Source organism: Mycobacterium sp., from assembly GCF_047975165.1.
In the GTDB taxonomy this organism is placed as follows: Bacteria; Actinomycetota; Actinomycetes; order Mycobacteriales; family Mycobacteriaceae; genus Mycobacterium.
Genome location: NZ_JBKECZ010000085.1, coordinates 1 through 14,771 on the forward strand (window position 1 = coordinate 1; position 14,771 = coordinate 14,771).

The 14,771-nt window shown below is 67.7% G+C and carries 13 protein-coding genes; 5 read left to right on the forward strand and 8 right to left on the reverse strand.

The window, feature by feature from the left end:
- The 4 genes from ACK5M9_RS08400 to ACK5M9_RS08415 form a co-directional block, all read left to right on the forward strand.
- Nucleotides 1-1,098, forward strand: a 1,098-nt coding sequence (locus tag ACK5M9_RS08400; protein ID WP_416892713.1) for a PecA family PE domain-processing aspartic protease, incomplete at its 5' end; no start/stop codon positions are given.
- A gap of 75 nt (nucleotides 1,099-1,173) precedes the next feature.
- Nucleotides 1,174-1,779, forward strand: a complete 606-nt coding sequence (locus ACK5M9_RS08405; RefSeq protein WP_416892725.1) for a TetR family transcriptional regulator — start codon at nucleotides 1,174-1,176, stop codon at nucleotides 1,777-1,779.
- A gap of 134 nt (nucleotides 1,780-1,913) precedes the next feature.
- Entirely contained in the window at nucleotides 1,914-2,348 is a 435-nt protein-coding gene (locus ACK5M9_RS08410) for an MmpS family transport accessory protein (RefSeq protein ID WP_416892714.1), read from the forward strand.
- Nucleotides 2,345-5,275 carry an RND family transporter gene (locus tag ACK5M9_RS08415; RefSeq protein WP_416892715.1) on the forward strand — a complete coding sequence of 977 codons (2,931 nt, stop codon included), beginning with the start codon at nucleotides 2,345-2,347 and terminating at the stop codon, nucleotides 5,273-5,275. The genes ACK5M9_RS08410 and ACK5M9_RS08415 overlap by 4 nt, the downstream gene beginning before the upstream one ends.
- A 14-nt stretch (nucleotides 5,276-5,289) precedes the next feature.
- On the opposite strand, the gene ACK5M9_RS08420 is transcribed toward ACK5M9_RS08415, so the two are convergent.
- The 8 genes from ACK5M9_RS08420 to ACK5M9_RS08455 all read right to left on the reverse strand — a co-directional run bounded on the left by ACK5M9_RS08420 (nucleotide 5,290) and on the right by ACK5M9_RS08455 (nucleotide 13,854).
- Entirely contained in the window at nucleotides 5,290-6,246 is a 957-nt protein-coding gene (locus ACK5M9_RS08420) for an alpha/beta hydrolase fold domain-containing protein (RefSeq protein WP_416892716.1), read from the reverse strand.
- A 4-nt stretch (nucleotides 6,247-6,250) separates the two neighbouring features.
- Nucleotides 6,251-7,153, reverse strand: coding sequence for a universal stress protein (locus ACK5M9_RS08425; RefSeq protein ID WP_416892717.1), 903 nt, complete (start codon nucleotides 7,151-7,153; stop codon nucleotides 6,251-6,253).
- Nucleotides 7,154-7,229: 76 nt separating this feature from the next.
- The gene (locus tag ACK5M9_RS08430) at nucleotides 7,230-8,084 is read right to left on the reverse strand and encodes a DUF3097 domain-containing protein (protein WP_416892718.1); all 855 of its coding nucleotides are present in this window, start codon (nucleotides 8,082-8,084) and stop codon (nucleotides 7,230-7,232) included.
- A 19-nt stretch (nucleotides 8,085-8,103) separates the two neighbouring features.
- Nucleotides 8,104-8,934 carry an acyl-CoA thioesterase gene (locus ACK5M9_RS08435; protein ID WP_416892719.1) on the reverse strand — a complete coding sequence of 277 codons (831 nt, stop codon included), beginning with the start codon at nucleotides 8,932-8,934 and terminating at the stop codon, nucleotides 8,104-8,106.
- Nucleotides 8,931-9,737: a nuclear transport factor 2 family protein gene (locus ACK5M9_RS08440; protein ID WP_416892720.1), complete on the reverse strand. Its 807-nt coding sequence runs from the start codon at nucleotides 9,735-9,737 to the stop codon at nucleotides 8,931-8,933. Before ACK5M9_RS08440 ends, ACK5M9_RS08435 begins: the two co-directional genes overlap by 4 nt.
- Nucleotides 9,737-10,297 (reverse strand): isochorismatase family protein, encoded by a 561-nt coding sequence (locus ACK5M9_RS08445; RefSeq protein WP_416892721.1) that lies wholly within the window; start codon nucleotides 10,295-10,297, stop codon nucleotides 9,737-9,739. The genes ACK5M9_RS08440 and ACK5M9_RS08445 overlap by 1 nt, the downstream gene beginning before the upstream one ends.
- 9 nt (nucleotides 10,298-10,306) lie before the next feature.
- Nucleotides 10,307-12,334: a phosphotransferase gene (locus ACK5M9_RS08450; RefSeq protein ID WP_416892722.1), complete on the reverse strand. Its 2,028-nt coding sequence runs from the start codon at nucleotides 12,332-12,334 to the stop codon at nucleotides 10,307-10,309.
- Nucleotides 12,335-12,339: 5 nt separating this feature from the next.
- Nucleotides 12,340-13,854, reverse strand: coding sequence for a carboxylesterase/lipase family protein (locus tag ACK5M9_RS08455; RefSeq protein ID WP_416892723.1), 1,515 nt, complete (start codon nucleotides 13,852-13,854; stop codon nucleotides 12,340-12,342).
- Between the two features lie 90 nt (nucleotides 13,855-13,944).
- Between ACK5M9_RS08455 and ACK5M9_RS08460 the strand changes: the two genes are divergently transcribed.
- Entirely contained in the window at nucleotides 13,945-14,601 is a 657-nt protein-coding gene (locus tag ACK5M9_RS08460) for a hypothetical protein (RefSeq protein ID WP_416892724.1), read from the forward strand.
- Nucleotides 14,602-14,771: the final 170 nt, after the last annotated feature.

Below are 14,771 nucleotides of genomic sequence, written 5' to 3' on the forward strand. Positions count from 1 at the left end.
GGCAATGGCGGCTGGCTGTTCGGCGACGGCGGCGCCGGCGGAACGGGCGGCGCCGGCGGCGGCACCGGCGGGGCAGGTGGGTCGGCCTACCTGCTGGGCACCGGCGCCAACGGCGGGGCCGGTGGGGACGCCGGCGGCGGGTTACTCGGCATGGGCGGCACCGGCGGCGGTCGCGGCCTGTTCTGGGGCGATTTCGGTTTCAGCGGGACCGGCATGGACGGCAAGACCGTCCCGATGCAGCTCATTGCCGGCACCGAACCGGTGGTCGGGCTCTCGGTGAACGGCGGGCCAACCGCACCCATCCTGGTCGACACCGGATCGCAGGGCCTGGTCATGTCGATCAAGGACGTCGGGGGACTATCGGGCCTGGCCCGTATGGGGCTGCCCACCGGGATGAGCTTCAGTGCCTACAGCGGCGGGCTGACCTACCTCTACGCCACCTTCCCCGGCGCGGTGGACTTCGGCAACGGTATCGTCACCCCGCCCACCGGCGTAGACGTCGTGCTGTTCTCCATCCCCACCTCCCCGGCCGCCATGGGCGCGTACTTCAACGCCTTCCTGACCAACCCGTTCACCACCCCGTTCGACGCCTACTTCGAGAGCGCCGGAGTCGACGGCGTGCTGGGTGTCGGGCCGAACGCGGTGGGCCCGGGCCCCAGCATCCCCAACCAGGCGCTGCCGGGAGACCTGAACCAGGGTGTGCTCATCGACATCCCCGGCAATCGGCTGCAGTTCGGGCCCAACACCGGGGTCCCCAACTTCACGATGAGCGGCTCCCCCATCACCACCCTGTACGTCGACGTCGGCAATACCGGCTCAGTCCAGGCCGTACCCTCGATCGTCGACTCCGGTGGCGTGCTGGGAACCATGCCCTCGTCGGTGATCGGCGGCGCCGGAAGCCTGCCGGGCAACACCGACATCTACGTCTACGCAGACGCGGCCAAGACCAACCTGCTGTACTCCTACAACACCTCCTGGTACCAGCCGAGTGTCATCTCCTCGGGCCTGATGAACACCGGGTACCTGCCGTTCAACCTGCAGCCGATCTACACCGACTACAGCCCGGCCGGCGTCGGTACGACAGTCGTCAATATGTAGCGGCACCGCCGCGAGCAGCAGCAATGCGCGCATTGTGTGCAATATGTGCAGAGTGTGCAATTATTGACAGTTGTGATGACTCAATTGAGCCTGCGCGAGCGGCGCCGCCGCCAGACGAGCGCGGACATCCGCGGAGCCGCGGTACGCCTGGCCCAGGACCGTGGTTGGGACACCGTGACCGTCGAGGAGATCTGCGTCCTGGCCGGCATCTCGGCCCGCACGTTCTTCAACTATTTTCCGAACAAAGAAGCGGCCATCGCCTACGGCCCGTCGGACGTGCCCGACGAGCTGGCCGCCGAGTTCGTCGCCGCCGGGCCGGCGTCCTACTCGGTGGTGCTGGGCGAATTGATCACCCTGGCCGCGCACCATCTTCGCGACATGCCCCCGCAGCGCGACCAGGCGGTGTGCATGCTGGAGCTGGCGAAAACCACCCCCGGGGTGCTGGCCGCGTTCCTGGCGGAGATGGAGCGGTTCCAGACGCAATTGACCGATATCGTCGCCAAACGCCAGAATGTGCCGGCCGACGACGAAATTCCCGTCCTGGTGTCCGCGCTGGCGTTGACTGCGGTGCGTTCGGGTATCGAGCGCTGGTCGAGCAGCGAGGCGCTTGACGCCGATGACACGCCCATGCCCTACGTGGAGCGAGCCGCCGCTCTGGTCAACAGCATTTTCACCGATTAGCCCAGTGACCGCCCGCACATAAACTTGCACACTCTGCAAGTTATGCAGAATATGTATCTATACTTCGGTGGTGCGACTCGCCCGCAGCCGCGAAACACCCGCGGTTACCGCACGTTCAGGAAAGGACCATGTGAATGCAGCTGGCAAAAGTTGTGCGTAGGGCGTGGCTGCCGCTGCTGATCGTGGCGGTCGTAGCGGTCGGCGGCTTCACCGTGGCACGGGTCAAGTCGTTTTTCCTCTCCCAGCAGGCCAACGTGCTGACCTCGGCAAAGGTGGACGATTCCACCCCGTTCAAACCCAAGGTCGTCAAGTACGAGATCTTCGGCTCGGCCGGCCACGCCAACGTCAACTACCTGGACCTCAGTGCATCCCCGCAACGCATCGACGGTGCACCGCTGCCGTGGACCCTGGTGCTGAGCACCACCGCCCCCTCGGTATTCCCCACCATCTCCGCACAAAGCGACGGCGACTACCTGGGCTGCCGGATCACCGTCGACGACGAAGTCAAGGATGAGAACATCGCCAACGGCGTGCACGCCCTGACCTCCTGCCTGGTGAAGTCGGCATGAGTACCAGCACCGACACTCCCACCCTGGAGAAGCCGACCGCCACCGTTGCCCCCGCCAAGCACGCCGCCCGCCCGAAGCTCCCCCACTTCCTACGGACATTCGCCGTACCGGTCATCCTCGGCTGGATAGCACTGATCGCGGTGCTCAACGTGGTCGTCCCGCAACTCGACGAGGTCGGCAAGATGCGCTCGGTCTCGATGAGCCCCGACGACGCGCAGTCGGTGATCGCCACTAAGCGGGTCGGCGAGGTGTTCGACGAGTACAAGTCCAACAGCTCGGTGATGATCGTGCTGGAAGGCCAGGACCCGCTCGGCGCCGACGCCCACACCTTCTACGACCAGATGGTTTCCAAGCTGGAGGCCGACACCGAACATGTCGAGCACGTACAGGACTTCTGGAGCGACCCCCTCACCGGTGCGGGAGCGCAGAGCAACGACGGCAAGGCCGCCTACGTGCAGGTCTACCTCGTCGGCAACCTCGGCGAGTCAAAGGCCACCGACTCGGTCGAAGCAGTGCAGAACATCGTGGAGAGCGCAACCCCGCCCACCGGGGTGAAGGCCTACGTCACCGGGCCCGCCGCACTGGAAGCCGACCAGCACCTCGCCGGCGACCGCAGCCTCAAGGTGATCGAGTCGGTGACCTTCGCGGTGATCATCACGATGCTGCTACTGGTCTACCGCTCGATCGTCACCGTGCTGCTCACCCTGGCCATGGTCGTATTCGAGCTGGCCGCCGCCCGCGGCGTGGTGGCGTTCCTGGGCTACCACCGGATCATCGGGCTGTCCACGTTCGCCACCAACCTGTTGGTCACGCTGGCCATCGCCGCCGCCACCGACTACGCGATCTTCCTGATCGGCCGCTACCAGGAAGCCCGTTCGGCCGGCGAATCCCGCGAAGACGCCTACTACACCATGTTCGGCGGCACGGCTCACGTCGTACTCGGATCCGGCATGACCATCGCCGGCGCGACGTTCTGCCTGCACTTCACCAACCTGCCCTATTTCCGCAGTCTCGGGGTGCCGCTGGCGATCGGCATGGTCGTGGTGGTGGTCGCCGCGCTGACGCTGGGGCCGGCGGTGATTTCGGTGGCTTCGCGGTTCCGTCAGATACTCGAACCCAAGCGGGCGCAACGGATTCGCGGCTGGCGCAAGGTCGGCGCCGTCATCGTGCGGTGGCCGGGCCCGGTCCTGGTGATGACGATCGGGATCGCGCTCGTGGGCCTGCTGACGCTGCCCGGCTACCGGACCAACTACAACGACCGCAACTACCTGCCCGCCGACCTGCCGGCCAACGCCGGCTACGCCGCCGCCGACCGGCACTTCTCCAAGGCCCGGATGAACCCCGAGCTGCTGATGATCGAAACCGACCACGATCTGCGCACATCCGAGGACTTCCTGGTGATCGACAAGATCGCCAAGACCATCTTCAGAGTGCCCGGGATCAGCCGCGTACAGGCCATCACCCGCCCCCAGGGCACGCCGATCGAGCACACGTCGATCCCGTTCCAGATCAGCATGCAGGGCGTCAGCCAGCAGATGACCCAGAAATACCAGGAAGACCAGATCGCGGACATGCTGCGCCAATCCGAGGAGATCCAGACGACCATCGACAGCATGGTCAAGATGCAGGGCATCACCGCGGAGATGGCCGACACCATGCACGTGATGGTGGGAAAGATGCACGCCATGACCATCGATGTCGCCGAATTGCGCGACCAGGTAGCCAATTTCGACGACTTCTTCCGGCCCATCCGGTCCTATTTCTACTGGGAGAAGCACTGTTTCGACATCCCGGTGTGCTGGTCCATGCGGTCGATCTTCAACGCCATCGACGGGGTCGATCTGATGACCGACGACATCCAGAGCCTGATGCCGATCATGGATCATCTCGACACGCTGATGCCGCAGATGGTGGCGCTGATGCCCGAGATGATCCAGAACATGCAGAACATGAAGACCATGATGCTGACCATGTACTCCACCCAGAAGGGCCTGCTGGAACAGCAGGAGCGGGCACAGCAGGATTCGGCCGCGATGGGCAGGGCGTTCGACGCCTCCAAGAACGACGACTCGTTCTACCTGCCGCCGGAGACCTTCGACAACCCCGAGTTCAAGCGGGGCATGAAGAACTTCGTCTCCCCCGACGGCCACGCGGTGCGTTTCATCATCAGCCACGACGGCGATCCGATGACGCCGGAAGGTATTTCGCACATCGACGCGATCAAGAAAGCCGCCTACGAATCACTCAAGGGCACCCCGCTGGAAGGCTCGAAAATTTACCTTGGCGGCACCGCGGCCACCTACAAGGACATGCGCGACGGCGGCAACTACGACCTGCTGATCGCCGGGATCGCCTCGATGTGCCTGATCTTCATCATCATGCTGCTCATTACCCGCAGCGTGGTGGCTTCGGCCGTCATCGTGGGCACCGTATTGCTGTCGTTGGGCGCGTCTTTCGGTCTTTCGGTATTGATCTGGCAGCACCTGATTGGGATTGAACTGCACTGGATGGTGCTGGCGATGTCGGTGATCATCCTGCTCGCCGTCGGCGCCGACTACAACCTGCTGCTGGTCTCCCGGTTCAAGGAGGAGATCCACGCCGGATTGAACACCGGCATCATCCGTGCGATGGGCGGCACCGGATCGGTGGTCACCTCCGCGGGACTGGTGTTCGCCTTCACGATGATGACGATGGCGGTCAGTGAGATGACGGTGATCGGTCAGGTCGGCACCACCATCGGTTTGGGCCTGCTGTTCGACACCCTGATCGTGCGTTCGCTGATGACACCGGCCATTGCCGCACTGCTGGGCAAGTGGTTCTGGTGGCCGCAGCGGGCCCGCCAGCGGCCGGTCCCCTCCCCCTGGCCCACACCGGTCGAGCCGTCGGCCGACGGGCAGGCCACGGCACCGCTCACCGTCGGCGGCTGACACCACCGCAGCCGTCAGGCCCGGCGGAGTTGATCGACGATCGCCGCGCGCGCCGCGCGCCCTTCCGGGGTCGGAGTCAGCGGATACACGTGCAGCAGTCCCGGCTGTTCGTGATAGTCGACGGGCACCCCTGCTGCCCTTGCCTTTTCGGTGAACAACCGTGCGTCGGGGTTGAGGATGTCGCGGGTGCCGCTGAAAACGGTCAGCGGCCCCAGGCCGGCCAATGCGGCCGCAATCGGATTGACCCGAAGGTCACTCAGATCCAGATCGCCGCGCCACCGATCGGCGAACACGCGCAGCGCATCGCGTCCCAGCCACGGATCGTCCACTGACCCGATCAGCGGGTTGGCCAGCGACAGGTCCAGAACCGGCGAGATCAGCACCGTCTCGGGAAGAATCACGTCATGACGGTCGCGCAGCATCAGTGCCGCCGACAACACCATCTGGCCGCCCGCCGAATCGCCGGCCAGGCACACCCGGTGGACCTCGGGCTGGGCCCGGGCCCGCGCCTGGGCTTGGGCCCGGGTCAGCGCCGCGATGACCATGTCCACGATCACCGGCATCACCTCGGCCGCGGTGGTGTGCGGTACCAGCGGATAGATCGGAACGATGACTTCGGCATCGGCCTCGGCAGCGATTTGGGCGGCCAATCGCCAATGCGCGCCGGTGATTTCGTTGACCCAGGCGCCGCCGTGCAGATAGAACACGGTGCGCCCGGGACAACCGTCGCCGACACTCTCCGGGGCCGCTTTCCGGTTCGCCTTCGGGGTCAGGGTATAGACCGGCCAACCCGATCCGTGCTCGAAGGCCACCTCCACATCACGCCGCAACCGCGGCGGAGGCCAGAACGGTTGCTGCTGCCCGCCCCGGTTATCGATATGTGCGCGAGCCGATTCCGCGTCGAGGTAGGCCCGATGCCTGCCCGTCGCGGCCAGCAGCAGCGGCAGCGCCCGGCTGCGCCAGCTCGTCAACGGATCATCCCGGCGCCCGGGCGACGATCACCGGCATCCGCACCGAATGCACCAGGGCATTGCTGACCGAACCGACCAGCGCGCCGGCGACCGCGCCGCGGCCGTGACTGCCCACCACAAGCAGTTGGGCCGACTCCGAGCGGGCAACGAGTTGATGCACCGGACGATCGGAGACGACGACACGGGTGACCTCGACATCGGGATAGCGTTCCTGCCAGCCCGCCAGCCGCTCGGCAAGGCTGCGCTCGGCATCGGCGGCCAGGTTCGACCAGTCCAATCCCGGTAATTCGGTCACGTCGTGGTCGCTCCAGGCGTGCACGGCGATCAAGCCGACCTCGCGGTGCGACGCCTGGTCGAAGGCGACCGCGGTGGCCAGTTCCGAGGCCGGCGACCCGTCGATGCCCACCACCACCGGTGCGCCGGCCGGATCGGGCATCAACGGATCTTCGTCATGGACCACCGCAACCGGGCAGTGGGCATGCCGAACCACGCTGGCGCTGACCGAGCCGAGCAGCAACCGTGCGACCGCTCCGTGGCCGGCAGATCCCACCACCAGAAGTTCTGCCTCTTGTGACATCTCGATCATCGTCGCCACCGGTGCGGAGAACACCAACTCACGGTTGACGACGAGCCCCCTGCTCGCCGGGACGGCTTGCCGAGCCGTCTCGAGCGCCTCGGCGAGAACCTTCTTACCCCCGTCCTCCTGCCAGGAAGCCCAAGTGTCGGGGAAGGGCATCGGAGGCCAGGTCTTGATATCGGTGTTGACCACGTGCACCACGGTCAGCGGCAGATTCCGCAGCGCCGCGTCGCGTGCCGCCCAGACGACCGCGGCATTCGACGCCGGAGAGCCGTCGGCACCCACAAGCACCCCGTACCTGGTGTCGATTCCGGTAGCCGCTGAGGTCATTTCGGCGTCCTTGGGGTGCGTGCGGTGACGGCTGGGGCCATGTCCTCACGCTATCAGCACGTTCGCGCCGGCCGGGTCACCGAAGGCCTGCCGCCGGCTCCGTCACGAAGTCGATGAGTTCTTCGACCCGGCCGATCAGCGCCGGCTCCAGGTCGTTCCAGTCCCGCACGGCCGAACGTATTCGCTGCCATGCCCGGGCGATGTCGGCGCGGGTCGCATGCGGCCAGCCCAGTGTCCGGCACACGCCGCGCTTCCATTCGATGTGGCGCGGCACTGTCGGCCAGGCATCGAGGCCGAGACGCTGCGGCTTGACGGCCTGCCAGATGTCGACGTACGGATGCCCGGCCACCAGCGTGTCGGCGCCGCCGGGACCGGTGCGGACCGCCTCGGCGATCCGCGACTCCTTCGATCCGGGAACCAGATGGTCCACCAGCACGCCGAGCCGGCACCCCGGGCCTGGCCGGAACTCCTCGACGATCGACACCAGATCGTCGACGCCGCCGAGGTACTCCACCGCGACGCCCTCGATCTTGAGGTCCTCGCCCCAGACCTGGGCGATGAGTTCCGCGTCGTGGCGACCCTCGACGTAGATCCGGCTGGCGCGTGCGACTCGGGCTCGCACACCTGTGACCGCCACCGAGCCCGACGCGGTGCGCCGCGAGTCCGCGGAGTCGCGCGGCGCGGCAGGGCGCGGCGCCGTGAGAATCACCGGCCGGCCTTCCAGCAGGAATCCCGGGCCCAGCGGGAATCCCCGGGTCCGGCCGTGCCGGTCTTCGAGGTAGACGCGTCCGCATTCGACGCGCAGCACCGCACCCACGTAGCCGGTCTGGGCATCCTCGACGACCATCCCGGGTTCCACCGGGTGCTCGACCGAACGCGGTGTGCGTCTTGATCCCCCGGCCAGCACATCGGTTCCATAGCGATCGGTCACCGGGCAATACTAGGGGCAGTCAATCCTTGAAATGCACAACCTGGTGCGTCGCCGCCAGCAGGGCGCCGTCGCGACTCCACAGCCGAGCGCTTTGATCACTGTGGCCGCGGCCGAAGGCGTTGGCGCGCGCGCTGCCCAGAACGTAGTCGTCCCCGACGGCCTCCAGTTGCGCTTGGTCGGCGTGGAAGTAGCTGGTCAGCGATACCGTGCCGGCCCGGACGACGGCACCGCGGCGCAGGAAGATCCGGGGATAGAACACATCGCACATCGCGGCCAGTGCCGCAAAATCGAGGCGGCGCCGTACCTGGTGGCGCATCCACAGGGTGGTCGTGGAGGAATCGGCGGGTCGGGCGCCCTCACCCGGCACCGGGCCCTGCACGAATCGCATGTCGTACTGCCGTGCCCAGGCGATGAAATCGCCCAAACCGCCCGCGGGCGTGTCGTCGGGACCCGGAACTTCGGGAATCGTTGCCTCGATATCCGACCAGGTGTCCCGGCGAATCGCCAATACCGCTGTGGCAGTGGCTGTTACCGAGCCGTCCTGGGTTTGTTCGATGATCCAGTGCTGGTTGGTGCGGTTGGTGCGGGCCGCCCGGACGGCGATGTCGAATTCTCCGTCGGCGATGGGTGCGGTGTAGTTGACGGTCAGTGCCAGGGGTTCGCCGATGCGGTCGGGGTGTCCTTCGACGGCGCGCAACAGTGTGGCGGCGGTGATGCCGCCGAACGGTCCGACCATGTTGGCCCACTCGGGCCGGGTGCGGCCACGCAGGCGGCCCGGGTCCGCGGGGTCGGGGCGGTTCAGCCGCAGGGCTTCGTCGAACGGGTGGCTCGACGGTCGCGGCTCGGTCATGCCGGCGCCGCCCCGGCGGGGAAGTAACGGACCCGGGTGATCCGGTTACCGCGCCACCCCACATCGGCGAAAAGGATGCCGCGCCCGTGATCGGAGGTCACCGAGACCACGACCGTGGGACCCGAGCCGATCACCTTGGTCCAGCTGGCCCCGCGGAGCCGCTCAGCGAGTCCGGCGGCATCGAGCGCGTCAGTGTCGCCCAAAGTCATTGGCGCGGCCACTGATAGCGCCCCGACCGTAGACTGGTCGTCGCGAACGGCCGCATGGAGGAAAGTCTCGACCAGCTTCTTGTGTCGCTTGCCGGCACGGCGGAATCCCGTCATGAAGCCGATCGTCCCGCCCGGCCCCTGGTTGCCCAACAGGCCCTTGACCAGCCCCGCACCCGGCTGCAGGGCATGCGATCCGGTTTTGAGGAACTGCAGCATCATCGCCGGTAGCTCCCAATACGCCCGCAGGCGGGTAACCTTCCACTCGCCATCGACCTCACGCAGGTCGTAGCGCAGGAATGCGGGGATCGCCATGGTGACCCCCGGCCCCATCGACACTTCGAGATCCAGATCCCGCAGCACCGCCGAACCGGAGACGATGTCGAGGTCGCGATGGAACGTGATGTCCCGCGGAGCGATGAAAGTGTCGTAGAAACGCTGGATTTCGTCATACCCGACGTGCGGCGCGGATCCCACCGGGTCTTCGACACGGGCGTCGGTGGCGAAGACCTGCACCCAGGCGTCGCGATCGTGCACCGAAACCGCCGCGGGTGAGCGTTCAACCGCGGCCAGCAAATCCCGGTGTGCTGTCGTCATCAACTTCCTCCGATCAATTCGATACTTGCCGAACGCATCTCGGCCAGCGCCCGCTCGGTCGACTCCCGCGATACACCCGCCGTCATGTTCAACAGCACCCTGGTGTTCAAGCCCGCCCGAACAGCGTCCCCGGCGGTGTGCAGGACGCAATGATCGGTCGCCACCCCGACCACGTCGACGGCGTCGACGTCACGCTTGCGCAGCCACGTCAGCAGTGGTGTCCCGATGTCGTCGACACCCTCGAAGCCGCTGTAGGCCGCACTGTAGGGCCCCTTGCGGAAGGTCGCCTCAATGGGGCTGGTGTCCAGTCCGGGCGCGAAGTTCGCCCCCGGACTGCCCGCCCGGCAGTGCGGCGGCCAGGAGGTCGAGTAGTCCGGATCGGCGGAGAAGTGCTCACCGGGGTCGATGTGAAAGTCCTTGGTCGCCACCACGTGGCCGTACTCCGGCCGGCCCGCCAGATAGTCGCTGATCGCCCGGCTCAGTGCGTGTGCGCCGGCAATGGGCAGCGCACCACCCTCGCAGAAGTCGTTCTGCATGTCGACGACGATCAGTGCCCGCATCCGTCGGTCCTATTGCCGTCCGGCCGGGCTGCGGTTCCATTCCATCCAGCCGACGCCGCGGCGTCCGTCGGCGGCGGTGACGGCGACCCAGGCGCGCGGGAACATGCTCACCCGTCCGTCGGCGGCGGTCAACCGTACCGGCGCGTGGGCGCGCATCGCGATCTCGGCGGTGATGGCGCCCGGATCCAGGGTCAACACCTGGTCTTCGGGTAACCCGTTGGCGCCGAATGCCTCCCGGATATCGACGGAGGTGAGCTCGACGATGTCACCTGCGGCGTCCTGGGCGTATCCGATGCTGATCGCCGGGACGTTCGGCAGGTGCAGGATCAGGCCGTGCCAGTGGGTTCCGTCGTCCAGGTGCAGGGCACTCCACATCCAGTCCATGCTCCACCAATCGCGGACCCCCCAGGAGTGGTCGCGCTGGCCGGGAACCGAATCCAACCGGTAGGTCACGTCGTCGACGACGACCGTGCCCGATACCGCGCACGGAATCTCATACCGGGTGGTGAGCCGGTAGGTGTAGGGCGTTCCGGCGGTGGCCCACACCAGGTTCATGGCGATCTCGACGGGCTCCCCGCGCTCACCGCGGAGCAGCGCCGACGGGTCGGTGTAGGACTGAGCGGAGGCGCGCAGGTCCACCCGGTATTCCCGTAGCGGATCGGCCGCCGAGTGGGACAGCGTCCATCCGTCACCGTCCAGCCGCCACGGGTCATCGGGCAACGGCACCGCGCAGTCGACGGCAACGGTCGGCAGGTCCGGGCCGCACAGCAACGCGTGCAGCCACGCGGTCTGTTCGCCGGCCACCAGGCCGAGACGGAACCAGCCGCCCAACCCCGCGGCCGCATCGACGAAGTCGGCGTACCAACTCTCGCTCCACAGCGTTTCGGCGGCGGGAGTGTGCGCGGATTCGTCCTCGGGTGCGGGCCGCAAGGGCTCAGGTGGCGCCGCGGCGGGCAGGATCGCCAGCGCGTCGGTGTCCCTGACGTGGGCGCAATGGCGCGCCAGCATCGCCAGGAACATCCGGTCACCCCGATCGGTGCGCTCCACCAGCATCGCCGAGACGATCGCCATCACCACGCCGAAGAAGCTCTGCCGGCGAACGCCCTCGCGGATATCGGCCACGGTGACCGGCGCCTGCGGGCCGAGCGCCTCGCGATAGGAGTTCAGCAGCGTTTCGCACTGGTCCCGGCGGTCCTGCTCGGGCAGCGCGCAGCCCAGGAAATATGCCAGATCGGTGAAAGCCGGGCCCCAGGAGACCGTTTGCCAGTCGACGACGGTGAGCTCCCTCTCGGCACCGTCATCACCGAAGAGCAGGTTGTCCAGACGATAGTCGCCGTGCACCAGACCCCGAAGGTCGTCGCGAGCCGCCTCCTGCGCCAGGTAGGCGTCGAAGGCACCGACCAGCCGTTCGCAGATGTCACGTTCTTCGGGCGTCATCCGATCGTCGTAACGGTCGACGAATCCGGCGTACAGGGCGGCGATCATCGCCTGGTTCAGCGGCGACTCCCGGTTGAGCCACTGCGCATCCGCGAGTGCGGCATCTCCCAGCAGCGGGCCGTGCAGTTCACCCAGCGCGCGCACCGCCACAAGCGCCTGATCGGCGGTGGCACCGGTGATTTCGTCACCGGAGGTGGCCGGGACCGCGTCGGCGAGCAGCAGGTCGAATGCCGCGCCGGCGACGTCGATGGCGGCGTGAAGGCAGGGCGCGATGGCGCCGCCGAGGCGTGGCGCGATATCGGAATAGAACCGGACTTCCCGCTCGTAGAGTCCCATTGCCAGCCCGGTCTGCCGGCTCACCGGGTCGGTCGCTGCGACCTTGAGCACCACCGATTGCCGGCGATGACCGGGATCCGCGGAATCTGTTGCCGCGTACTGCAGCCCGACCCGGTAGCACTGGCTCATCTGACCGGTGCCGATCCGCTCGACGGTGAAGTCGCGAACGTCGCCGGAGCCGAGCACCGCGGTGAGCCACTCGACGGTGAGGTCACCGGGCTGCGCGATGACCCGGGCCCCGTCTCCGCCGGTATCGGAATCCATCGAAATCACCGCGCCAGGGAGAATCCGTCCCAGGCCAGCCGGCGGTGCTGGTGTGGATCGAGCTCGATGCGGGGCCTGGCGTCGAAGACCATCACGGCACGTTCGGCGCGAGTGTGCCGCGGCCAGTCGTCACCCGGCACACCGGTGCGGCTGAAAGACCGCCAGCGTCGCTGGATATCGTTGCTTACCCGCAGGGCGGTGCGCCGGTCCGCGGCCGCGGTGAGCAGCCCGCCCAGACGGGTGCGGTAGATGTCGAAAACCGCCAGCAACTCGGTGGCATGCGTCGCCCCGAAGCCCGCCCACTTCAGCGTCCGCGGTGCAAAGTCGTAGCGATACAGGTAGGTGGGTGCGTGTTCGCCGTGCGCGTCGGCGATCTGCCAGGCCGCCGCACCGAACGCGAAATCGCCACCGATCTGGATGCACGCCGACTCCGCGGGGTAATCCGGGTAGGCGTCGGTAATACGCTGCCGGACACCGGGTTCCACACTGGACAGCAGTTCCTCGACCATCGGCATGTTGGTAGGCAGCATCCCCAGGAAGCGGGTGAACAGCCGGCCCTCGTCGGCATTGGTTCCCACGATGAGCGGCACCCGGTGCGCCCGGCCGGTACGCATCGCCTCGACCGGATCGAGCGGCAGCACGTCGTCGCCGAACACCGGGCCGACGGGGAACGCGCCCAGCCGCTGGCGCATCCCGTGACTGATCAGGCGGTGCTGATTCTTGACCAGCTGTTCCGCGGGCGCCCGCAGCAGCGCGTCGGCCGCATCCGCCCGGCGCGCCCCGAGCAGGTCGGCGAAGCGGCCGGCGAACTCGGCGGCCACCTCCTGCGGCCGGGTCATTCCGGCCGCCGGGCTCTCCGAGATGGCCCGATGGAACAGGCCCTCGGCGGCGGGGACGGCCAGCAGCGTCGCGGCAATGTGCGCGCCCGCGCTCTCGCCGAAAATGGTGACGTTGTCCGGGTCCCCGCCGAAATTGGCGATATTGTCCTGCACCCAGTGCAATGCGAGCACCAGGTCGCGCAGGAACAGGTTGCCGTCGATGGTGACATCCGGTGTCGACAGCGAGGACAGGTCCAGACAACCCAGCGCACCCAGCCGGTAGTTGACCGACACGTACACGCAGCCGCGGCGGGCCAGGGCGGCGCCGTCGTAGATCGGCGTCGCCGAGCTACCGAGGATGTAGCCGCCGCCGTGGATGAAGACCATCACCGGCAGCGGGTCGCCGGCTCCAGCTTCGAGTCCGGTGGGTGCGACGACGTTGAGGGTCAGGCAATCCTCGCTCATCGGCTGGTACTTGCCGATACCGAGCATGGTGTAGCGCCGCTGCTGAGGCGCGCAGTTGGCGAACCCGTGGCAATGCCGTACGCCCGGCCAGGGCTGGGCGGGTTGCGGCGCGCGGTACCTCAGCGGGCCCACCGGGGGCCTGGCATAGGGGATGGATCGCCACCGGTTCACGCCGTCGCGGGTGAAGCCTTCGACGATGCCGGTGGTGGTGCGGGAGCGGACGATGCGCTCATGCATGCCTCGACGGTAACCCAGCGGCGTCGGCCGAATGCATGCGCCCGGCGTGCGCGGCTGCTGATTCCGCGACGCGGCGGCTAGCCTGGCGGGATGCGGATCGGCGCACTGATCGCAATCTCGTTGCTGGTCGCGGGGTGCTCACACGCGACCGATGACCACTGGAGTGATTCGCACACCACGACCCCGCCGGGAGCGCCGGCGTCACCGGCGACGTCGGCCCCGGCTGCCGGCGCCCCGATCGCCGCGGTCATCGCCTGGATCGAGGCGGCCCATCCGGTGGATCCGGCCGGCTATCACGTCGCCACCCGGGACGGCGCGGTCACCCAACTCGACACCGACATCGCGTTCAGCGTGCCGGGAGCCGAGACCCGGTGCACAACCGACGCCGAACACGCCGGCGATGTGCTGGCCTGCCTGGTGGAACTATCCGATCCGCCGCCCCGGCCGGCGACCGCCTACGGCGAATGGCGGGGCGGCTGGGTCGACTTCGATGGAATCACCCTGCGGATCGGGTCCGCCCGCGGTGACCCGGGGCCCTTCGTGCACGGCCCCGGAACCGAATTGGCCGACGGCGACTCGCTGTTCTTCGACAACTTCCGCTGCCGCGCCGACCCCGGCGCCCTGTACTGCGTGAACTACGCCCACCGATCCGCCGTGCGCTTCGGCGCGGCCGGGATCGAGGCGTACGGATGTTTGCGCCCGGCACCGCCGCCCGACGGCACGGGGATCGCCTTCGACTGCCGGTGATCTACTGCCCGGCCGACCCGTCCCGGCCCAACAGCAGTCCACTGGAACCGCCGGCGCCGCCGTCCCCGTCCGATCCGGCCGGCGCACCCGGCCCGCCACCGCCGCCCGCGCCGCCGTCGCCGCCGTCGCCGATGAACGTGGCCGCCCCGCCGGCGCCGCCGGCGCCACCC

Excerpts from the sequence above, each read along its gene's own strand:
- ACK5M9_RS08440 (WP_416892720.1), bottom strand. The coding sequence starts at position 9,737 with ATGACGACAGCACACCGGGATTTGCTGGCCGCGGTTGAACGCTCACCC.
- ACK5M9_RS08435 (WP_416892719.1), bottom strand. The coding sequence starts at position 8,934 with ATGACCGAGCCGCGACCGTCGAGCCACCCGTTCGACGAAGCCCTGCGG.
- ACK5M9_RS08410 (WP_416892714.1), top strand. The coding sequence starts at position 1,914 with ATGCAGCTGGCAAAAGTTGTGCGTAGGGCGTGGCTGCCGCTGCTGATC.
- ACK5M9_RS08405 (WP_416892725.1), top strand. The coding sequence starts at position 1,174 with ATGACTCAATTGAGCCTGCGCGAGCGGCGCCGCCGCCAGACGAGCGCG.
- ACK5M9_RS08450 (WP_416892722.1), bottom strand. The coding sequence starts at position 12,334 with ATGGATTCCGATACCGGCGGAGACGGGGCCCGGGTCATCGCGCAGCCC.
- ACK5M9_RS08455 (WP_416892723.1), bottom strand. The coding sequence starts at position 13,854 with ATGCATGAGCGCATCGTCCGCTCCCGCACCACCACCGGCATCGTCGAA.
- ACK5M9_RS08445 (WP_416892721.1), bottom strand. The coding sequence starts at position 10,297 with ATGCGGGCACTGATCGTCGTCGACATGCAGAACGACTTCTGCGAGGGT.
- ACK5M9_RS08425 (WP_416892717.1), bottom strand. The coding sequence starts at position 7,153 with ATGACCTCAGCGGCTACCGGAATCGACACCAGGTACGGGGTGCTTGTG.
- ACK5M9_RS08460 (WP_416892724.1), top strand. The coding sequence starts at position 13,945 with ATGCGGATCGGCGCACTGATCGCAATCTCGTTGCTGGTCGCGGGGTGC.
- ACK5M9_RS08415 (WP_416892715.1), top strand. The coding sequence starts at position 2,345 with ATGAGTACCAGCACCGACACTCCCACCCTGGAGAAGCCGACCGCCACC.